The 17,818-nt window shown below is 74.4% G+C and carries 20 protein-coding genes and 1 riboswitch; of the genes, 8 read left to right on the forward strand and 12 right to left on the reverse strand.

Annotated features, from left to right (window positions below):
- Window positions 1-134: 134 nt before the first annotated feature.
- A complete protein-coding gene (locus tag ACIBQZ_RS15175) occupies window positions 135-923 on the reverse strand; it encodes a class I SAM-dependent methyltransferase (RefSeq protein WP_396089202.1) in 789 nt (262 codons plus the stop codon).
- 66 nt (window positions 924-989) lie between these two features.
- Between ACIBQZ_RS15175 and ACIBQZ_RS15180 the strand changes: the two genes are divergently transcribed.
- The 4 genes from ACIBQZ_RS15180 (at window position 990) to ACIBQZ_RS15195 (ending at window position 6,061) form a co-directional block, all read left to right on the forward strand.
- A complete protein-coding gene (locus ACIBQZ_RS15180) occupies window positions 990-1,679 on the forward strand; it encodes a hypothetical protein (RefSeq protein ID WP_396089203.1) in 690 nt (229 codons plus the stop codon).
- Window positions 1,680-1,739: 60 nt separating this feature from the next.
- On the forward strand, window positions 1,740-3,803 hold the full coding sequence (locus ACIBQZ_RS15185; protein WP_396089204.1) for a glycosyltransferase: 2,064 nt from the start codon (window positions 1,740-1,742) through the stop codon (window positions 3,801-3,803).
- Window positions 3,800-5,140, forward strand: coding sequence for a glycosyltransferase (locus tag ACIBQZ_RS15190; RefSeq protein WP_396089205.1), 1,341 nt, complete (start codon window positions 3,800-3,802; stop codon window positions 5,138-5,140). The genes ACIBQZ_RS15185 and ACIBQZ_RS15190 overlap by 4 nt, the downstream gene beginning before the upstream one ends.
- Before the next feature lie 6 nt (window positions 5,141-5,146).
- Window positions 5,147-5,277: riboswitch (FMN riboswitch) on the forward strand.
- Between the two features lie 67 nt (window positions 5,278-5,344).
- Window positions 5,345-6,061: a nicotinamide riboside transporter PnuC gene (locus tag ACIBQZ_RS15195; RefSeq protein WP_396089206.1), complete on the forward strand. Its 717-nt coding sequence runs from the start codon at window positions 5,345-5,347 to the stop codon at window positions 6,059-6,061.
- Window positions 6,062-6,073: 12 nt separating this feature from the next.
- Here ACIBQZ_RS15195 and ACIBQZ_RS15200 read toward each other — a convergent pair whose 3' ends face one another.
- A complete protein-coding gene (locus ACIBQZ_RS15200) occupies window positions 6,074-7,240 on the reverse strand; it encodes an LCP family protein (protein ID WP_396089207.1) in 1,167 nt (388 codons plus the stop codon).
- A gap of 151 nt (window positions 7,241-7,391) precedes the next feature.
- Here ACIBQZ_RS15200 and ACIBQZ_RS15205 point away from each other — a divergent pair, with 151 nt between their 5' ends.
- Genes ACIBQZ_RS15205 through ACIBQZ_RS15215 form a run of 3 tightly spaced genes read left to right on the forward strand, consistent with a single transcriptional unit; the run spans window position 7,392 to window position 8,761 of the window.
- On the forward strand, window positions 7,392-7,787 hold the full coding sequence (locus tag ACIBQZ_RS15205) for an ArsR/SmtB family transcription factor (RefSeq protein WP_396089208.1): 396 nt from the start codon (window positions 7,392-7,394) through the stop codon (window positions 7,785-7,787).
- On the forward strand, window positions 7,720-8,202 hold the full coding sequence (locus ACIBQZ_RS15210) for an SRPBCC domain-containing protein (protein WP_396089209.1): 483 nt from the start codon (window positions 7,720-7,722) through the stop codon (window positions 8,200-8,202). Before ACIBQZ_RS15205 ends, ACIBQZ_RS15210 begins: the two co-directional genes overlap by 68 nt.
- Window positions 8,189-8,761 carry a TIGR03086 family metal-binding protein gene (locus ACIBQZ_RS15215; protein WP_396089210.1) on the forward strand — a complete coding sequence of 191 codons (573 nt, stop codon included), beginning with the start codon at window positions 8,189-8,191 and terminating at the stop codon, window positions 8,759-8,761. Before ACIBQZ_RS15210 ends, ACIBQZ_RS15215 begins: the two co-directional genes overlap by 14 nt.
- Window positions 8,762-9,775: 1,014 nt before the next feature.
- Here ACIBQZ_RS15215 and ACIBQZ_RS15220 read toward each other — a convergent pair.
- From ACIBQZ_RS15220 to ACIBQZ_RS15230, 3 genes are read right to left on the reverse strand one after another with little or no spacing between them, the layout of a single operon-like run.
- A complete protein-coding gene (locus ACIBQZ_RS15220; protein WP_396089211.1) occupies window positions 9,776-10,219 on the reverse strand; it encodes an SRPBCC domain-containing protein in 444 nt (147 codons plus the stop codon).
- 33 nt (window positions 10,220-10,252) lie between these two features.
- Window positions 10,253-10,585, reverse strand: a complete 333-nt coding sequence (locus ACIBQZ_RS15225) for an ArsR/SmtB family transcription factor (protein WP_396089212.1) — start codon at window positions 10,583-10,585, stop codon at window positions 10,253-10,255.
- On the reverse strand, window positions 10,582-11,034 hold the full coding sequence (locus ACIBQZ_RS15230) for an SRPBCC family protein (protein ID WP_396089213.1): 453 nt from the start codon (window positions 11,032-11,034) through the stop codon (window positions 10,582-10,584). The genes ACIBQZ_RS15225 and ACIBQZ_RS15230 overlap by 4 nt, the downstream gene beginning before the upstream one ends.
- A 70-nt stretch (window positions 11,035-11,104) precedes the next feature.
- Here ACIBQZ_RS15230 and ACIBQZ_RS15235 point away from each other — a divergent pair, with 70 nt between their 5' ends.
- Window positions 11,105-11,266: a hypothetical protein gene (locus ACIBQZ_RS15235; RefSeq protein ID WP_396089214.1), complete on the forward strand. Its 162-nt coding sequence runs from the start codon at window positions 11,105-11,107 to the stop codon at window positions 11,264-11,266.
- A 5-nt stretch (window positions 11,267-11,271) separates the two neighbouring features.
- Here ACIBQZ_RS15235 and ACIBQZ_RS15240 read toward each other — a convergent pair whose 3' ends face one another.
- The 7 genes from ACIBQZ_RS15240 to ACIBQZ_RS15270 all read right to left on the reverse strand — a co-directional run bounded on the left by ACIBQZ_RS15240 (window position 11,272) and on the right by ACIBQZ_RS15270 (window position 17,742).
- Window positions 11,272-11,736 carry a nitroreductase/quinone reductase family protein gene (locus ACIBQZ_RS15240; protein WP_396089215.1) on the reverse strand — a complete coding sequence of 155 codons (465 nt, stop codon included), beginning with the start codon at window positions 11,734-11,736 and terminating at the stop codon, window positions 11,272-11,274.
- 27 nt (window positions 11,737-11,763) lie between these two features.
- Window positions 11,764-12,831, reverse strand: coding sequence for a polyprenyl synthetase family protein (locus ACIBQZ_RS15245; protein WP_396089216.1), 1,068 nt, complete (start codon window positions 12,829-12,831; stop codon window positions 11,764-11,766).
- 85 nt (window positions 12,832-12,916) lie between these two features.
- Window positions 12,917-14,299 (reverse strand): alkaline phosphatase family protein, encoded by a 1,383-nt coding sequence (locus ACIBQZ_RS15250; RefSeq protein WP_396089217.1) that lies wholly within the window; start codon window positions 14,297-14,299, stop codon window positions 12,917-12,919.
- Window positions 14,296-15,447 carry a metabolite traffic protein EboE gene (eboE, locus tag ACIBQZ_RS15255; RefSeq protein ID WP_396089218.1) on the reverse strand — a complete coding sequence of 384 codons (1,152 nt, stop codon included), beginning with the start codon at window positions 15,445-15,447 and terminating at the stop codon, window positions 14,296-14,298. Before eboE ends, ACIBQZ_RS15250 begins: the two co-directional genes overlap by 4 nt.
- Entirely contained in the window at window positions 15,447-16,295 is an 849-nt protein-coding gene (locus tag ACIBQZ_RS15260; protein ID WP_396089219.1) for a TatD family hydrolase, read from the reverse strand. The genes eboE and ACIBQZ_RS15260 overlap by 1 nt, the downstream gene beginning before the upstream one ends.
- On the reverse strand, window positions 16,295-16,903 hold the full coding sequence (locus ACIBQZ_RS15265) for an EboA domain-containing protein (RefSeq protein ID WP_396089220.1): 609 nt from the start codon (window positions 16,901-16,903) through the stop codon (window positions 16,295-16,297). Before ACIBQZ_RS15265 ends, ACIBQZ_RS15260 begins: the two co-directional genes overlap by 1 nt.
- A complete protein-coding gene (locus ACIBQZ_RS15270; RefSeq protein WP_396089221.1) occupies window positions 16,900-17,742 on the reverse strand; it encodes a sugar phosphate isomerase/epimerase family protein in 843 nt (280 codons plus the stop codon). Before ACIBQZ_RS15270 ends, ACIBQZ_RS15265 begins: the two co-directional genes overlap by 4 nt.
- Window positions 17,743-17,818 lie beyond the last annotated feature (76 nt).

A 17,818-nucleotide genomic window follows, 5' to 3' on the forward strand; every position in this document is an offset into this window, starting at 1 on the left:
GAGGCCGGACGATGGCGGGGCAACCGTCCGATGTACCACGACGGAAATGTCGCCGAAACGGTGGCGGCCCGCTCCACCGGTCAGCGGATGGCGCCGCGCATCGCCCCGCCGGTCGGCGGACCGCGGCCGGATGGTCAGCGCGTGGTGCCGCGGACCGCCCAGGCGCGGGCGGTGAGCCGGATCGTCCCGTCGGGCTCGGCGGGCAGCCGGGAGCGCAGCAGCTCACGCAGCGCCGACCGCTGCTGCTCCGGCAGGGACGCGACGTAGCCCGGCGCGGTGCCCTGCCCACCGAGGAACGGCTGCCAGTAGTCCGTGAAATCGGCGAACACCGTCGGCACCTCGATCGGCCGGGTCGCCACCTCGGCGAACCCGGCGCCCGCCCACAGCTGGGCCAGCGGCCCGGGGGCGCAGAGCGTGAACCGCCGGCCCTCGTCGTACGACGCGGCGGCCGGGTCCAGCACGGCGGCGGCGTCCCAGAAGTGCCGCATCATCGCCATGCCCTCGCCGTAGTCCCAGACGTACGCGGCGGCGACCCCGCCGGGCGCGGTGACCCGGGCGAACTCGGCGGCGGCCCGCTGCGGCTCGGGGACGAAGTTGACGGCCAGCCCGCTGACCACCACGTCGAACAGGCCGTCCCGCAGCGGCAGCGCGCGGGCGTCACCGGCGGCGAACCCGGTGCGCGGGCCGCCGACCCGCGAGCGCGCGTCGGCCAGGAAGCCCGGCGAGCGGTCGATGCCGGTGACCCGGGCCGGGCCGGTGCCCAGCGCGGCCGTGGTGAGCGCGCCCGGGCCGCAGCCGACGTCCAGCCAGGACCGGCCGGCGGGCACGGCCAGCCACCCGACGAACTCCCGGGCGACCGGACGGCTCCAACGGCCGACATAGGCCTCGTACGCGGCGCCGACCTCCCACACCTCGTGACCCATGCCGAAACCCTACGACCGGCGCACCCCGGTTGCCGACCGCCGGAATATGGATAGGGTTCATCCTCGATGCGGGCTACCCCGGGACAGCACCAGGAGCGTGGACGGGCCCGCACCGGGCCGGCCCTGCGGGAGCTGCTGCCCTGGGCGCCGACGGTGCTCGGCGTGTGCGCCCTGGTGGTGCTGCTGATCATCGCCGCGACCCGGTTCACCGCCGCGCCCGAAGCGCGCGCCGTGCCCCCGGCGCTGCCCTTCCTCCCGGTGCCCACCCTCACCCCCGGGCCGCCGTCGGCGGTGGTGACCCCGTCCGGGAGCACGCCACCCGACCGGCAGGTGACCGCGCCCACCTCGACGCGCCCGTCCCGGACGCCGGCCCGGATCCCGTCGCGGACCCCGGCCCGCACCACCACCGCGCCGGCGCCCGCTCCCGGCCCGGTCAGCGGCCGTTACCGGGTGATCGACTCGTACGGCGACGCGTTCATCGGCGAGGTGCTGGTCGCCAACGCGGGCGGGCGGGACAGCGACTGGCGGGTCGAGCTGCGCTTCCCGGCCGCGGTCGGCGACCTGATCACCTCGTGGGTGGAGTCGGCGCCCCAGGCGACCCTGCGCCGCTCCGGCGACGGCTACGTCTGGTCGTCCGGGGTGCCGGTGCCCGCCGGCGGCCAGGTCGCCCTGCGTTTCCACTTCTCCCGGTCCGCCACCGGCAACCTGCCGCTCACCTGCACGGTGAACGGCCGGAGCTGCGCCGGCCTGGGGTGACCGCGGTCTCATCGGGCGCCGCGGTGCATCCGCCGGGGCATCCGGTGACGAAGACCGGGCATGCGCCCTTCTCTGCCCTCGGCACTGCGGCACGTACGACAGGCTCCGCGGCTGGTGGAGGTGCTGGGCGACGGCCTGCGCGCCGCGGCCGCCACCGGCGGGCCGGAGGCGGTGCCGCTGCTGGCCGGCGCGACCGCCGGCACCGACGAGCTGACCGCGATCGCGGCCGTGCACGCCCTCGGCGCGGTGGACGACCCCGGCGCCGCGACCGTGCTGACGGAGCTGCTCGGACACCCCCGGGCCTTCCTGCGCGAACACGCCTCCTGGGCGCTGATGGCGCAGCCGCCCCGGGCCGACGCGACCGACCCGCTGGTGGCCGCCGTCGCGGGCGGCGGCTTCGCCGGGATGCTCGCCCAGCGCACGCTCGGCCGGTGGGGCGAGACCGCCGGGCCGCACGGGGTCACCGTCTTCGCCGCGCTGCTGGTCGCGCTCGCCGGCGAACGCGACGCCGGGGCCCGTACCCGGCTGGTGGAGACGCTCGGGCTGCTCCCCGGTGACCTCGCCGGCCGGGCGGTCGGGGAGATCGCCGTGGATCCGGCCGAGGCGCTGCCGGTCAGGATCGCCGCGGCGGCCGCCCTCGGGGACCACCGGGGCAGCCTGGCCGCGGCGCGGACCGTGGGAGAGCTGCTGGCCTCCGACGGCGAGCTCGGTGCCGTCGCCCGGCTGGCCGCCTTCGACCTCGGACTGCTGGGCGGTGCTCCGGCCGTACCGGAGCAGGGCCTGACCGTGGCCCAGCTGTTCCTGCACGCCGACCTGGACCGGCAGCTCAGCCGGGCCGGGGCCGGCGACAACGGCGGCATCGCCACGCTGCTGGTCCGGCTGGGCGACGCGCTGGCCGCCGAGCCCGGCATCGCCCGGGTGCTCACGCTGTCGCGGGGCACGGCGGCCGATGGGTACGACGCGTTGCCGGCCCGTCCCGGGCACCAGCTCGCGGCCGTACCGTTGCTGAGCCCGGCCGTGGGCGCGGCCGACGCGTGGCCCACCTGGGTCGCGGCCCGGCGCGGCATCCGCCGCCTGCTCCGCGCGCACCGCGTCGACCTGCTGCACCTGCGGATGGCCGACGTCGGCAGCCTGGCGGCCGCCGAGGCCGCCGCCGGGCTCGGCATCCCGGTCGTGTTCACCCTGGCCCCGGACCCGCACGCGGCGATCGACGCGCTCGACCGCAGCGGCGCCCTGAGCCGCGAGGACTTCGGCGCGATGGACGAGCGCGAGCACTTCTGGTTCCGCTCCCGCCTGGTGCGGCGGCTCACCGCGGACGCGGCGCACGTGGTGCTCTTCCCCCGCCCGCAGGTCCGCGCCGACCTGCGGCGCCTGGTCGGCATCGACGTCGGCGCCGAGCCCGACCGCTACACGGTCGTGCCCGAGGGCATCGACCTGTCCGTCATCGAGGCCGCCGCCGGGGCGGCGGCGCCCGCCGAGCTGGCGACGCTGGTCGCGGCCCTGCCGGCGGACCGGCGGGACCTGCCGCCGGTGCTCAGCGTCGGCCGGCTGCACCGGGTCAAGGGCATGGTGACGCTGGTCCGCGCCTGGGCCGGCGAGGCGGAGCTGTGGCGGCGCAGCAACCTGGTGATCGTCGGCGGGGACCTGGCCGACCCGTCGCCGGACGAGCGCGAGCAGCTCGACCAGATCGCCGAGCTGCTGCGGGGCAGCCCGGCCGCCGCCGGGCTGATCCTGTCCGGCCACCGGCCCAACGACGAGGTGGCCCGCTGGCTGACGCTGGCCCGCGACCGCCGCGGCCTGTACGTGTGCGCGAGCCTCAAGGAGGAGTTCGGCCTGGCCCTGCTGGAGGCCCTCGCCGCCGGGCTGGTGGTGGTCGGCCCGGACGCCGGCGGGCCGCCGACCTACGTCGAGCACGGGCGCACCGGCCTGCTGGTGGACACCAGCCGGCCGGAGAATCTCGCCCGGGCCATGGCGGATGGACTTGATCTTGCAGCCGGGCCGGGTCAGGCTGCCCGGGTGGCCCGGGCCCGGGACCGGATCCGCGCCGGGTTCACGGTCGGCGCGATGGCCACGGCCCTGCGCGGCATCTACACCACCGTGACCAAGGAGGACGGCAAGCCGTGACGCTGCTGGTGATCAGTCCGGACTACGCCTCGCATCTGTTCCCGCTCGCCACCCTGGCCACCGCGTGGCGCGACGCCGGCGAGCGGGTGGTCGTCGCGACCGGCCCGGCGACCGCGCCGATCGTCCGGGCGGCCGGCTTCGAGTGGACCGAGCTGCCGCTGGGCCGCGGCTCCAACCCGGGCGTGATCCGGGCCGAGCAGCAGCCGGCCGGCGAGGACGAGACGCTGCGCGGCTTCTTCGCCGCCACCCGGCGCGGCCTGGTGCAGACCCTGCTCTACCAGGCCCGGGCCCGCCGCGCGGACCTGCTCTGGGACCCGGTCGGCCGGGGTTTCGCGGTCCGCGAGACGGTCGCCGCGATCCGCCCGGACCAGGTGATCGTCGACCACCTCGCGTTCAGCGCCCGGCTCGCGCTGACCGCCGACCGGGTGCCGCACGCCGACGTGGTGCTCGGCCACCCCTCGGCCCTGCCGGTCGGCGGCGAGGTCTACGGCTACCCGACGGACTGGCCGGCCGCCTTCGCCCCGCCGCCCGCCGAGCTGGCCGAGCTGCACCGGGTCTGCCGCGACGTCCGGGACGCGTTCACCGCCGAATGGAACGTGGCGCTGCGCAGCCTGTCCCGGACCGCCCCGCTGAGCTCCGACGCGCTCGCCGAGCACGGCGACCGGCTGCTGTTCAACTACCCGGAGGCCCTGCACGACCCGGCCCGCACGGCCCTGCTGCCACCGCACGTCTTCCTCGGCTCCGCGGTCCGCGCCGAGACGGTCCCCGACGACATCCGGGCCTGGCTGGAGGCGGACGACCGGCCGCTGGTCTACGTCAGCTTCGGCAGCTTCCTGTCGGCCCGCGGCGACGTGCTGGCCACCGTGCTGACCGCGCTGCGCTCGCTGGACGTCCGGGTGGCGGTCGCCACCGGCTCGGCCCGCGACCTGCCGCAACCGGGCGCGGACTGGCTGGTCCGCGACGTGCTGCCGCAGACGGCGCTGCTGGCCCGGGCCGCGCTGGCGGTCACCCACGGCGGCAACAACAGCGTGACCGAGGCGCTGACCTGCGGCGTGCCGATGCTCGTGCTGCCGTTCTCGACGGACCAGTTCGCCGGTGCCGCCGCGATCGAGCGCACCGGCCTGGGCGCGGCCCTGGACCCGAACGCGGCGTCGGCGCCGGACATCATCGACGCGGTCCGCGACCTGCTGGCCGGCCGGGCGCCGGAACTGGCGGCCGAACTCGGGGCGCGGCTGCGGGCCGCCCCCGGCGCCACCCTCGCGCGCAGCGCCCTGGTCCAGGCGCGACGCAGGTCACAGCTGCCCGGCGGCCGGGAGGATTACGATGACCGCAAGTGACACGTTCAGCGTGCTCCGGGGTCGGTGCAATTCCGAACCGGCGGTGACAGTCCGCGACCCGACCGCAGCCGGCGGCCGGTTGACCCGGTGAAATTCCGGGACCGACGGTGAAAGTCCGGATGGGAGGCAGCGCGCGGGCGGTTCGGCCTTTCCGCGTGCGCGGTCCTCCCCGGCGTGCACCTCTGTCCCCCGGAGGTGCAGGGCATGCACTGGCTCGATCAGCTGCTCACCGCGTTCTACGACGCCAAGTGGCAGGTCACCGACACCCAGGCGATCTACTACCGGGAGATCGTCGGCAACGCCTTCGGGCTCGGCTCGGCGCTGTTCGGGCTGCGCCGCAACGCCTGGGCGTGGCCGGTCGGCATCGTCGGCAACGTGCTGCTGTGCACCGTCTTCCTGGGCCAGGCGCTCGGCAACGACCAGGGCACCCCGCTGTACGGGCAGGCGTCCCGGCAGGTCTTCTTCATCGTCACCAGCGTCTACGGCTGGTGGCGCTGGCGGCAGAACCGGCACGCGGCCGGCGGCCCGGCGGTCGTCCCGCGGTGGGCGACGCACCGGCAGCGGGCGGCCCTCGTCCCGCTGGCCCTGGCCGCGGTGGTGCTCTGTTTCTTCGTCTTCCGCGCGATCGGCGCCGGCTTCCCGGTCCCGTGGTGGTACTACCTGGCCGACTCCTGGATCTTCGTCGGCTCGATGCTGGCGACCTACGCGATGGCCCGCGGCTGGGTGGACTTCTGGCTGTGCTGGCTGGCCGTGGACCTGGTCGGGGTGCCGGAGCTGCTGCACTTCGGCTACTACCCGTCGGCGATCCTGTACGCCGTCTACGCGGGCTTCGTGATCTGGGGCTTCCTGGTGTGGCTGCGGATCTCCCGCCGCGAGCAGCCGCAGCGCCTCGACTCCCCCACCATGGAGACCGTCGGCTGACCACCGCGCCGCTCAGCTGCGGGTGACCCAGGTCGGGTGGGCCAGCACGAACTCGTCGACGGTGTCCTCGTGCACCGACCGCAGCAGCTCCATGCTCGTGTCGCTGAGGATCTCGGCGCTGCCCACCCCGGGGATGTCGTCGCTGTTGAACGTGCCGTTGTTGGTCTTGACGGTGATCAGGTCGTCGGCGCGGAGGCCGCGCAGCGCGAACGCCCAGTCCGCCAGCGGGATGCCGCCGTCGTCGACCGTCATCGTCCGGCCCACCGCCTTGAGCAGGCCGGGCAGCTTCGTCGGGGAGTTCAGCCCCTTCTCCAGCACGGTCCGGATGACCGCCTTGATGAACTGCTGCTGGTGCCGCTGCCGGCCGTAGTCGTAGCTGCCGTCGGCCAGCAGGTCCCGCTGGCGGACGAAGTCCAGCGCCTCGGTCGGGGTGAAGCAGTGCTCACCCTTGCGGTAGATGTTCGGCGTCACCCCGCGGATCTTCGCCCGGACGGTGCCGTCCGGGTTGATCCGGTACGGCTTGGCGACCTTGCCGGTGGCGTTGTCGTGTCCGATATGGATCGACGTGGTCCTGGTGTCGACGGTCAGGCACACCTTGCCGAGCACGGTGACCACGTTGCGGAAGCCCGGGAAGTCGATGATCGCGCCGGCGTCCGGGGTGATCCCGGTCAGCTTCCGCACCGTCTTGGCCAGCAGCGTGAAGCCGCCGGTGAGGGCCTTGTCGCCGGTCAGGCCGCGGCTGCCGTACGCGAACGCGGCGTTGATCTTGTTGCGGCCGCCGGCGTACCGCTGGGCGCCGTTGTCGAAGGCGGGTATCCGCACGTAGCTGTCCCGGGGCAGCGACACCAGGTAGGCCTTGCGGTGGTCGGCCGGCAGGTGCAGCAGGATGATCGAGTCCGACCGGATCAGCTTGTCGGCGTCCTGGTGCGGCCGGGTGTCCAGCCCGACCAGCAGGATCGTCTTGGCGCCCTTGACGCTGACCCGCTTGGTCTCCACCCGGGTCTCGCCGAGCAGGTTCTGCTGGGTGACCGTCGCGGTGGCGGTGCCGAGCAGCACCCGGGTGCCGGCCACCGCGACGCCGCTGCCGGTCACGAGCAGCGCGCCGATCACCACGCACCACAGCGCCCAGCGGGGTGACCGGGTCCGGCCCTTCGCCCTACGGCCCGCACGCTCGCCCACAGCACCGCTCCCCGATCCGGCCGGCCCCGGTGGCCCCCTCGCAGAAGATGACGGAAGCGGAACGCGAGAACGTTGCACGCACCAGGATGGTTGACGGACGGCAGGTGGCGGTCTAGCGTCTTTCAACTATGAGGTTGAAAGACGGCGCCGGATGACCGCCGACACCTTGACCCGGGTCTTCGCCGCGCTGGCCGACCCCACCCGGCGGGACATGGTGGCCCGGCTCTCCGCGGGCGACGCGACCGCGAGCCAGCTGGCCGAGCCGTACCGGATGAGCCTGCAGGCGGTCTACAAGCACCTGCGGGTGCTCGAGGACGCCGGCCTGGTCAGCCGGCCGCCCGGGCCGCAGCCCCGGCCGGTGCGGCTGGAGGCCGGGGTGTTCGACCTGATGGAGACCTGGATCGAGCGTTACCGGGCCCGCGCCGAGCAGCGCTACCGCCGCCTCGACGCCGTCCTGGCGGAGCTGAACGGAGCCGAGCATGCCCAGCATCACCGAGACAGCCGTCGAAGCCGACCCCCGGGTGCCGATCATCCGGATCACCCGTGACTTCGCCGCGACACCCGAGCAGCTCTTCCGAGCGCACACCGATCCCGCGCTGTTCGCCCGGTGGGTGGGCCCGGACGGCACGACCACCCGGATCGAGCACTGGGACGCGACCACCGGCGGCAGCTGGCGGTACGTCACGGAGCGCGACGGCACGGAGCACCGGTTCCACGGCTGCTTCCACGAGGTGCGGCCGGACCGGATAGTGCAGACCTTCACCTACGCCGGCGACCCCGACGGGGTCCTGCTGTCCACCATGTGGTTCGAGGACCTGGGCGGCGGCCGCACCCGGCTGCGCAGCCAGTCCCTGGTCGACAGCTTCGAGGGCCGGGACGCGTGGCTGCGCTCGGGCATGGAGACCGGCCTCGACGACGGCTACACCGAACTGGAACGGATGGTCACCGATGGCACTCTCTGACACCCCCGCCGAACGGCACCGGCAGATCGCCGGGCTGTTCACCGACCGGGTGCTCGGCACCAAGTCCTGGGACGCGCCCGCCCCGGTCGCCGGCTGGGCTGCCCGCGACGTCGTGCGGCACCTGGTCACCTGGCTCCCCGGCTTCCTGGCCGCCGGCGCCGGCGTCGACCTGCCGCGCGGACCGTCCGCGGACGAGGACCCGGTGCGGGCGTGGCAGGTGCACTGCGACGGCGTGCAGGCGGTGCTGGACGACCCGGCGACGGCCGGCCGGGAGCTCACCAACCCGCACCTCGGCAGCCTGCCGCTGGCCGCCGCGATCGACCGGTTCTACACCTCCGACGTGTTCATGCACACCTGGGACCTCGCCCGGGCCACCGGCCAGGACGACCGGCTCGACCCCGCCTTCTGCGCGCAACTACTCGGCGGCATGGAACAGATGGAGGAGGTCATCCGCTCCTCCGGCCAGTACGGCGCCCGCGTCGAGGTGCCCGCCGACGCCGACGCGCAGACCCGGCTGCTCGGGTTCATCGGCCGCGACCCCTGCTGGACGCCGCGCTGACCGGCCCGCCAGTCCCCGCTGTCGATCTTGACGTTGTGCGGGTGCGCCGCGCCGGCCCGGTCCCGGCCGGCTGCTTCTGGCCGGGTGGACGCGATCATCGCGGGACTGCCGACCCGATCCTGGCGGCGGATGTCCTGCGGTGAGGGCGCGCACGGACCTCGCGGCCATGACCGGGTACGAGTTGGGCGCCGGGCCGCGGGCACTGGCTCCTCGCGCGGCGCAGCGTCACCGACCCGGCCGAGATCGTCTCCAGCATCTGCCACGCAGCCCGCCGAGCCACTCCGTCCACGCTGATCCGGGTCGCCGGCCGGGCGAGGAGTGCTTCCAGCAGGCCGAACAGGAGACCGGCCTGGACGACTGCCGGGTCCGCAGCTGGCGCGGCTGCCGATCAGCGTCCCGGAAGCCCGCGAACAGGCACCGGGGGCGGCGGCCCGCGGCGAGATCCCGTGCACCCGGTCAGCACCGGACCGCCCACCGGGCGCCCGTCCACAACGGACAGCAGCGGTGAACTGCGCCGGTGAGCTGTGCATGCTGAGGCTGGCCAGCCTGGAGCGCGTCGCGCCCGCGCTGCCGGTCGGCGCCCCCGCGCCCCGTCGACTGCGATCTGCTGACGACCGCCCTGGAGGGGTCGCGCTCCCTGTGGCTGATCCCCTGGGGGCATCCAACGTCGGGGACTACTTCTTCCGGCGCCGCAACGACCCCACCCCGACCGGTGGCCGGAGGCGCTGCAGTCCCACGACGCCCTGACGACGCGACTCGACCTCGACCGCTGGTCGCCACCTGGACCTTGGTAAGAACCGGCCGCCATAGGGGCCAGTTCTTACCAAGGTCGGTGGCTCGGACGGCCTCGGCGGGTCGTTGGCCTGCCGGAGCCGGCCTTTTGACGATCACGGTCACCCAGACGCTGCCCGGGATCCGCCGGGCATCTCGCCATCCGACGAGCCGGCCGGCCGACAACCACGCGCGATCCGGGCGCTGCGCGGCGGCCGCACCAGCAAGGGCGTCGCCGCGCCCCTAGTCCCAGCTGTCGATTTTCACGTCGTGCGGGTGGGCCGCGCCCTTGCCGGTCTCGATCAGTGACTTCAGGCTCATCAGGTACGTCGCCCATTTGGTGCTGCAGTGGTGCATGAAGTCGACCGGTTCGCGCCAGCCCTGGTGGTGGAAGAGCACCACCGTGTAGTCGCCGCTCTGGTCGAGGACCCAGTCGACGTGGGTGCCGATCCATTCCTCCGGCCCGTCGATCACCTCCCACAGGACGCGCTTGCCGGGGTCGAGCTGGCGGACCTTCATGTCGAAGCCGCCGGCTGCGAACCGGAATGTGAGCACGCCGCCGACGTTCTCGCCGTCGCCCGCGGTGTCGGTCGTCCACCAGCCGGCCAGTCCTTCCGTACCGGTCAGTGCGGCGTAGACCGCGGCCGCCGACCCCTTGATGCCGACCTTGTGCAGGATGTCCACCATCTGATCCTTCTTCCCTTTGTTGTCAACGGATTTTCAGGAGCGCTCCAGGGTTTCGGCGATCCGCTTGATCCGCCGCAGCCTGGCGTCCCAGGCCGCCCCCACCGAGGACAGCTGCGCGACGGCACGGGCCAGTTGCGCCTCGTCCACCCGGTACCGCCGTTCCCGCCCGGCGGGCGCGGCGTGCACCAGGCCGACGCGGTCGAGCACGCCGAGGTGTTTCGCGATCGCCTGCCGGGTCACCGGCAGCTGCTCGCTGAGGCTGGTGGCCGTGCCGGCGCCGGTCGCCAGCAGCAGGTCGAGCATCCGCCGCCGGGTCGGGTCCCCGATCGCCGACCACAGGTCGTCGTCGACGGCCGCGACGGTCACGGCGCCGACACCAGCCGGGCGACGTACTCGCCGAGCCGGGGCACGAAGGTGTCCCAGCCGCTGACGTGGTCGTGGTACATCTCCTCGAGCTTCGCGGCCTCCCAGCCCAGCTCGCGGAACCCGGTCTCGGTGAGCCGGACCCGGGTGCCGCTCCCGGCCGGGGTGAGCTCGAAGGTCACCAGCATCGAGGCGGCGTCGTCGTCGACCGTGCCGCCGGGGTAGCACCAGCGGAACGCGAACAGCCGGGGCGGCTCGGCGGTCACCACCCGCATCGCCTCGACGTGCGCGCGGTCGCCCCAGACCAGCTCGCCGACCGCGCCCGGCGCCGGCTCGAACTCGGCGCCGTCGGTCCACCACTCCGCGATGTGCTGCGGGCTGCTGACCACCTTGAAGACCACCTCGGGCGAGGCATCCACGTGGATCTCGCGCTCGATGCTGCCGTACTCCATGCCGTCCTCCATGTGCAACGTTTGGTTGCACATCAACCTAGCCGGAGGTCCGGCATCGCGCAACCATTGGTTGCTATTCGCGGAGGTACGCCAGCACGGCCGACACCCGGCGGTGGACGATCCCGCGGTGCTGTCGGTGCCGTGGCTGCCGCTGGCCGGGGCGGCGGCAGCCTGCGCGGTCATCGTGGTGACGGCGGCCGTGGCGACGGCGGCCCGGCACACCAGGTCATGAACAGGTCAGCCGCTGACCGGCGTCAGGCGGAAGATCCGCAGGTGCCGGTGGGACGCCCGGGTCCGGTACGTCTCGTAGCCGGGCCACTGGTCGACGATCAGCTGCCAGAGCCGTTCCCGCTCCGGGCCGTCCGTCTCGCGGGCGGCCACCGGCGACTCGCGCCCGTCGAGCGTGACCCGCGCGTGCGGATCGGCGCGCAGGTTCCAGGCCCAGCCCGGATCCTTCTCGCCGCCCCAGTTCGAGGCGATCACGATGAGGTCGGCGCCGTCGCGCACGTACAGCAGGGGTTGGCTGCGGGGTTGCCCGCTCTTGCGCCCGGTCGTGGTGAGCATGAGCGACGGGGCCATGCCGAGGGCCACCACCCGCCCACGGGACATCCGGCCGAGCCACCGGTCGATGCCGACCAGGCGCCGGGCGACCGGGGTGAAGCCCTTCGAGGCGCCCGCGGCGCGCCACAGCTTTCGCCACACACCGGAAGGATCTCACGCCACCGCCGTTCAGTGGTGCCGGACCACCACGGAGGCGGCCAGCGCGGTCAGCGCGGCGCGGGCCTCGCCGGTCAGCGGGGCGTCGGCCAGCGCGCCGGTCGCCGCCGCGGCCCGCTGCGAGATCAGGTCCTCGATCCGTTCCCGGGCCCCGGTCGCGGTGATGATCGCGCGCAGCTCGGCGGCACCGGCGTCGTCCAGCTCCGGGTCGCCGAACAGCCGGCGGAGCCGGGCCGCCTGGGCCCGGTCCGCGCGGTCCCGGGCCATCGCGATCATCACGGTCGGCTTGCCCTCGCGCAGGTCGTCGATGACGGGTTTGCCGGTCACCGCCGGGTCGCCGAAGATGCCCAGCACGTCGTCGCGCAGCTGGAAGGCGTCGCCCAGCGGGTCGCCGAACGCCTGCAGCGCGGCCTGCAGCTCCGGCCCGCCGCCGGCCAGCGCCGCGCCGATCTGCAGCGGGCGGGTGACCGTGTAGCGGGCGGCCTTCATCCGGATGACGGTCAGCGCGCCGGCCACCGAGCCGTCGCCCACCCCGGAGACCAGGTCCAGGTACTGGCCCGCGATCACCTCGGTGCGCATCACGGTGAACAGCCGGTAGCCGCGGTGGATCCACTCGACCGGCAGGCCCGACTCGTGCAGCATGTGGTCGGCCCAGGCGGCGCAGAGGTCGCCGCAGAGCAGCGCGGCGCTGTGGCCGTACCGGGTGGCTTCGCCGCGCCAGGAGTGCCGGGTGTGCACCTCGGCGAAGTGCCGGTGCACGGTCGGCTGGCCGCGGCGCAGGGTGCTGCCGTCCATGATGTCGTCGTGGATCAGCGCGAACGCGTGGAACAGCTCCAGGGCCGCCGCCGCCACCACGATCTGCGGGCTGTCCGGCTGGCCGGCCCCGCGCCAGCCCCAGTAGCAGAACATCGGGCGCAGCCGCTTGCCGCCGGCCAGCACGAACCGGCGCACCGCGTCGAGCACCCCCGCCGGGGTGCCGTCCGGCCAGTGTGGACGCTGCCGGTCCAGGTAGGCGACCAGCGCCGACTCGCACCGGCGGGCCAGCTCGGCGTCGGTGCCGGGCGCGGTGCCGACGCTCATGACTGAACCTCCTGGGGCATGCCCTTCTGGCCCTCGCCTGCGAGGCCGTTGGCAGGTGCGGCCGAGTGCCGCTCGGTGCAGGCGGTCATGCCGAGAGCCCGGCGAGGCTGAGCAGCAGCTCCTTCACCTCGGTCGCCGCGATCGTGTCCCGGGCGGCGGCCGGGTCGGAGCAGATCAGCACCGGCGCGTCGCGTGGGTCGGCGGGCAGCCGGCCGTGCGAGCCGCGGACCGCGCGGGCGCCGGCGTCGAGGCCCACCACGCTCATCAGGTACCGCATGCCGAGCTTCTTGCGCAGCAGCGCGAGCCCCGCCCGGCCCTTCGCGGCAACCGGGCCGGCCGGGTCGAAGAACAGCTCGGCCGGGTCGTAGCCGGGCTTGCGGTGGATCTCGACCAGCCGGGCGAAGTCCGGGGCGGCGCGGTCGTCGAGCCAGTAGTAGTAGGTGAACCAGGAGTCCGGCTCGGCCACCAGCACCAGCTCACCGGAGCGCTCGTGGTCGAGGCCGTGCGCGGCCTGGCCCTCGGCGTCGAGCACCTCGGCGACGCCGGGCAGGCCCGCGCACAGCTTCGCCACGGCCGGCACGTCGGCCGGGTCGCGGACGTAGACGTGGGCGATCTGGTGGTCGGCGACGGCGAACGCCCGCGACGTCCACGGGTCCAGGTACTCCATCCCGGCCTGGGTGTACACCCGCAGCAGCCCCTCGGCGCGCAGCAGGCGGTTGATGTCGACGGGGCGGGAGACGTCGGTGATGCCGTACTCGGAGAGGACCACGACGGTGGCGCCGCGGGACGTGGCGGCGTCCAGCAGCGGGCCCAGGGTGGCGTCCAGCTCGGCGGCGGCCGCGGCGGCCCGTGGCGAGGAGGGGCCGTACCGCTGCAGGTCGTAGTCCAGGTGCGGCACGTAGACCAGGGTGAGGTCGGGACTGTGCCGGTCCATGATCTGCTCGGCGGCCCGGCAGATCCACGCCGACGAGGGCAGCCCGGCGTTCGCGCCCCAGTAGCTGAACAGCGGGAACGTGCCGAGCCGCGCGGTCAGCTCGTCGTGCAGCTCCGGCGGGTCGGTGTAGCAGTCCGGGTCCTTGCGCCCGTCGGCGTGGTAGACCGGCCGCGGGGTCACCGTCCAGTTCACGTCGGCGCCCATCGCGTACCACCAGCAGACGTTGGCCACGGTGTAGCCGGGCCGGCGCGCCCGGGCCGTGTCCCACAGCTTCTCCCCCTGCACCAGCGCGTTGTGCTGCCGCCAGAGCAGCACCTCGCCCAGGTCGCGGAAGTACCAGCCGTTGCCGACGATGCCGTGCCGGGCGGGCAGCTCGCCGGTCAGGAACGTGGACTGCACGGTGCAGGTGACCGCCGGCAGCACGGTGCCGAGCGGGGCCTGGAACCCGGTGCGGGCCAGCCCGGCCAGGCGCGGCATGTGCTCGAGCAGCCGCGGCGTGAGGCCGACGACGTCCAGGACGACCACGGGTGTCACGGTGTCACTCCCTGGTGGACGGTGAGGCCCAGCGCGGTGAGCTGGGCCCGGGCGAAGAACAGCTCGGCGGCGATGCCGGCCGCGAGCTCGGCGGGGCTGCCCGGGCGCGAGGTCGGCGGCAGCACGTGCCAGGTGTACGTCTCGACGTCGAAGTGGTCGCACAGCGCGGCCGGCCCGCCGGCGAGCAGCCGCAGCGACTCGGCGAGCACCCCGACGGTGCTCGTCAGCGGCGGTACGGGCGGGGCGTGCAGCGGCACGTGGTAGTGCACCCGCCAGGGCTGGTCAAAGCCGTCGCGCCGGGCCAGCGCCTCGTCGAGGTCGTCGGTGGACAGTCCGAGCGCGCCCCGGGTCTGGTGCAGGAAGCGCGGCTCGACGTACTCGCCGAGCACGGCGGCGTCGGCGCGCGGGTCGGCACTGGCCAGCGCCGCCGACACCTGCACCTTGACGATCGGCAGGCCGGCCGCGGCCAGCGTGCGCAGCGCCTCGGCCGGCTCCTCCCAGGCGCACGCGAGGTGGGCCAGATCCAGGCAGACACCGAGCCGGGTGGTGTCGACCCCGGCCAGCAGCTCCGCCGCCTGGGTGGTGTTCTCGATGACGCAGCCCGGCTCCGGCTCGAACGCGATCCGGATCTCCCGGTCCAGCAGCGTCAGCGACCGGGCCAGTTCGTCCAGGTTGTGCCGGCAGTCGGCGGCCCGGGCGTCGGTCCACGGGTCGCGCCAGGCCAGCGGGAGCGTGGAGATCGAGCCGTGGGCGGCGTCGGCCGGCAGCAGGTCGGTCAGCACCCGGGCCAGGTCCAGGGTGTACGCGAGCCGCTGCGGGGTGGACCAGTCCGGCTGGTAGACGGCGTGCTTGACCACCGGCGCCTGGAACGCCTGGTACGGGAACCCGTTGAGGGTGACCACCTCCAGCCCGCGCGCGTCGAGCTCCCGGCGCAGCCGCTGCCGGCCGGCGACGTCACCGGCCAGCCCGGCCGCCACCGGCGCGGCGAGCCACAGCCCGAGGCCGAGCACGTCCGCGCCCAGCCGTTCCCGGATCGGCACCGCGTAGGTGTCCAGCTGGGCCAGGATCCCGGCGAAGTCCTCGGCGGCGTGCACGTTGGTGCAGTACGACAGGTGCACGAGCCGGCCGTCGGGGTGCCGGAAGCGCATCAGCTGCCTCCCCGCGCGATCGAGCTGCCCGCGAAGGTGTCGCCCGGCGTCGTGGCGGACAGGTCCAGGCGCCCGGACTGGCCGTAGAACTCGACCGGGTTGCGCCACAGCACCCGGTCCACGTCGTCGGCGGTGAACCCGGCTTCCAGCAGAGCCCGGCCGGTCGCCACGGTCAGCAGCGGGTCGGAGTGGCCCCAGTCGGCGGCCGAGTTCACCAGGATCCGCTCGGTGCCGTACGCCTTGATGATCTCGACCATCCGGGGCGGCGACATCTTGGTCTCCGGGTAGATGGAGAACCCCATCCAGCAGCCGGAGTCGCGGACCAGCCCGACGGTGACCTCGTTGAGGTGGTCGACCGCGACCCGGCCCGGCTCGATGCCGGACTCGGCCACCACGTCCAGGGTGCGTTTGGTGCCGGCGGCCTTGTCCCGGTGCGGGGTGTGCACGAGCGCGGGAAGCTCGTATTCGATCGCGAGTCCCAGCTGGAGCGCGAACGCCTCGTCCTCGGCCGGGGTCATCGAGTCGTAGCCGATCTCGCCGACCGCCACCACCCCGTCCTTGTCCAGGTAGCGTGGCAGCAGGTCGAGCACGCCCCGGCAGCGTGGATCGTTGGCCTCCTTGGGATTCAGCGCCAGCGTCGCGTGGTGCCGGATGCCGAACTGCGCCGCCCGGTACGGCTCCCAGCCGATCAGCGAGTCGAAGTAGTCGGCGAACGAGCCCGGGTTGGTGCGCGGCTGCCCGAGCCAGAACGCCGGCTCCACCACGGCCTGCACACCGTGCGCCGCCATCGCCCGGTAGTCGTCGGTGGTGCGGGAGGTCATGTGGATGTGCGGGTCGAAGATGCGCATCACGCCTGCTTCCTCGAGGTGTTCGCGACGGTCAGCCGGTTGAGCAGGGCCAGCGCGTCGTCCGGCAGGCGCCGGCCGGCGGCGGCACGTTCGGTGGCCAGCGCGCCGAGCATCTCGGCCAGCTGCTGGTCGGCCCGGTCGTCGAGCCGGTCGACGGCGCTCAGCGCAATGCCCATGAACACGCACTTGACCACGCCCTGGCGCCAGGTCGCGGCGTCCAGGTGCGCGGCGTACGGGCCGAGCGCGGCGGCGACCAGCCGGGTGTCGTTGGTGCGCAACGCGTCGTGCAGCAGCGGCACGCCGGCGTCGCCGAGCTCCAGCAGCGGCAGCGCGGCGAGCACGGCCAGCCGTTCGGCGGCGTCACCCTGCTGGTACAGGGTCACGACCCGGTCGGGATCGGCCAGTGCGGCCAGGAGCAGCGCCCGTCCGGCCCGCCCGGCCGTCCAGGCGCCGCCGCCGGCGAGCGGCTCGCGCCCGAGCTTGCGCTCGGCACGGGCGAACAACGGCCCGGCGGCGTCCGGGTCGGTGCGGACCCGGACCAGGGCGTCATCCAGCCAGGCCCGTCCCGGTACGGCGCTGAGCGCGGCCCGCAGGTCGTCAAGTGTCATCGTCCCTCCTCGCCGGCCGCCCGCAGGAACGCCAGCGACTCACGCGCGACGGCCGGGGCGGCGTGCGAGTGCCGGGGCAGCTCGACCGCGACCAGCCCGCGGTAGCCGCCGTCGCGCAGGGCCCGCAGCACCGGCGGGAAGTCGATCTCGCCGGCGCCGAACTCGAGGTGCTCGTGCACGCCCCGGCGCATGTCGTCGATCTGCACGTTCACCAGGTGCCCGGCCACGGCGGCCACGCACTCCGGCACCGGCAGCGGCTCCAGGCACCGGCAGTGTCCGATGTCGAGGGTCAGGCCGAACATCGCCGGGGCGCCCAGCTCGGCGTGCAGGCGGCGCCAGTCCGCGAGGTCGGCGACGAGCATGCCGGGCTCGGGTTCGAAGCCCAGCGGGACGCCGGCGGCGGTGGCCGCCTCGGTGATCTCCGCGCAGCCCGCGACCAGGCGCTGCCAGGCGGTGCGCTCGTCGACGTCGTCCGGGCGTACCCCGGCCCAGCACGAGACCGCCTCGGCACCCAGGTCGGACCCGACCGCGACCGCGCGCCGCAGGAAGTCCAGGCGCAGCTTGCGGTCGTCGTGCAGCAGGGTGGGCGCGTGCTTGCGCCAGGGGTCGAGCAGGTAGCGGGCGCCGGTCTCGATGACGACCGCGAGCCCGAGGTCGCGGAGCTGGTCGGCGGTGCGGGCGACCCGGCGGGCCAGATCCGGCGCGAACGGGTCGAGGTGGTCGGTGTCCAGGGTGAGCGCGACGCCTTCGTAGCCCAGCCCGGCGATGACCTCCAGCGCGTCGCTCAGCCGGTGGTTGGCGAATCCGTTGGTGCCGTAGCCGAACCGCAGCGCGCTCATGCCGCACTCACCTCCGCCGGGGCTGCCCGCCCGCCGGCGACGCGATGCGGGCGGAGATCGCGGTGTTGTCCGATGT

This window comes from Actinoplanes sp. NPDC049599, from assembly GCF_044465625.1.
In the GTDB taxonomy this organism is placed as follows: Bacteria; Actinomycetota; Actinomycetes; order Mycobacteriales; family Micromonosporaceae; genus Actinoplanes.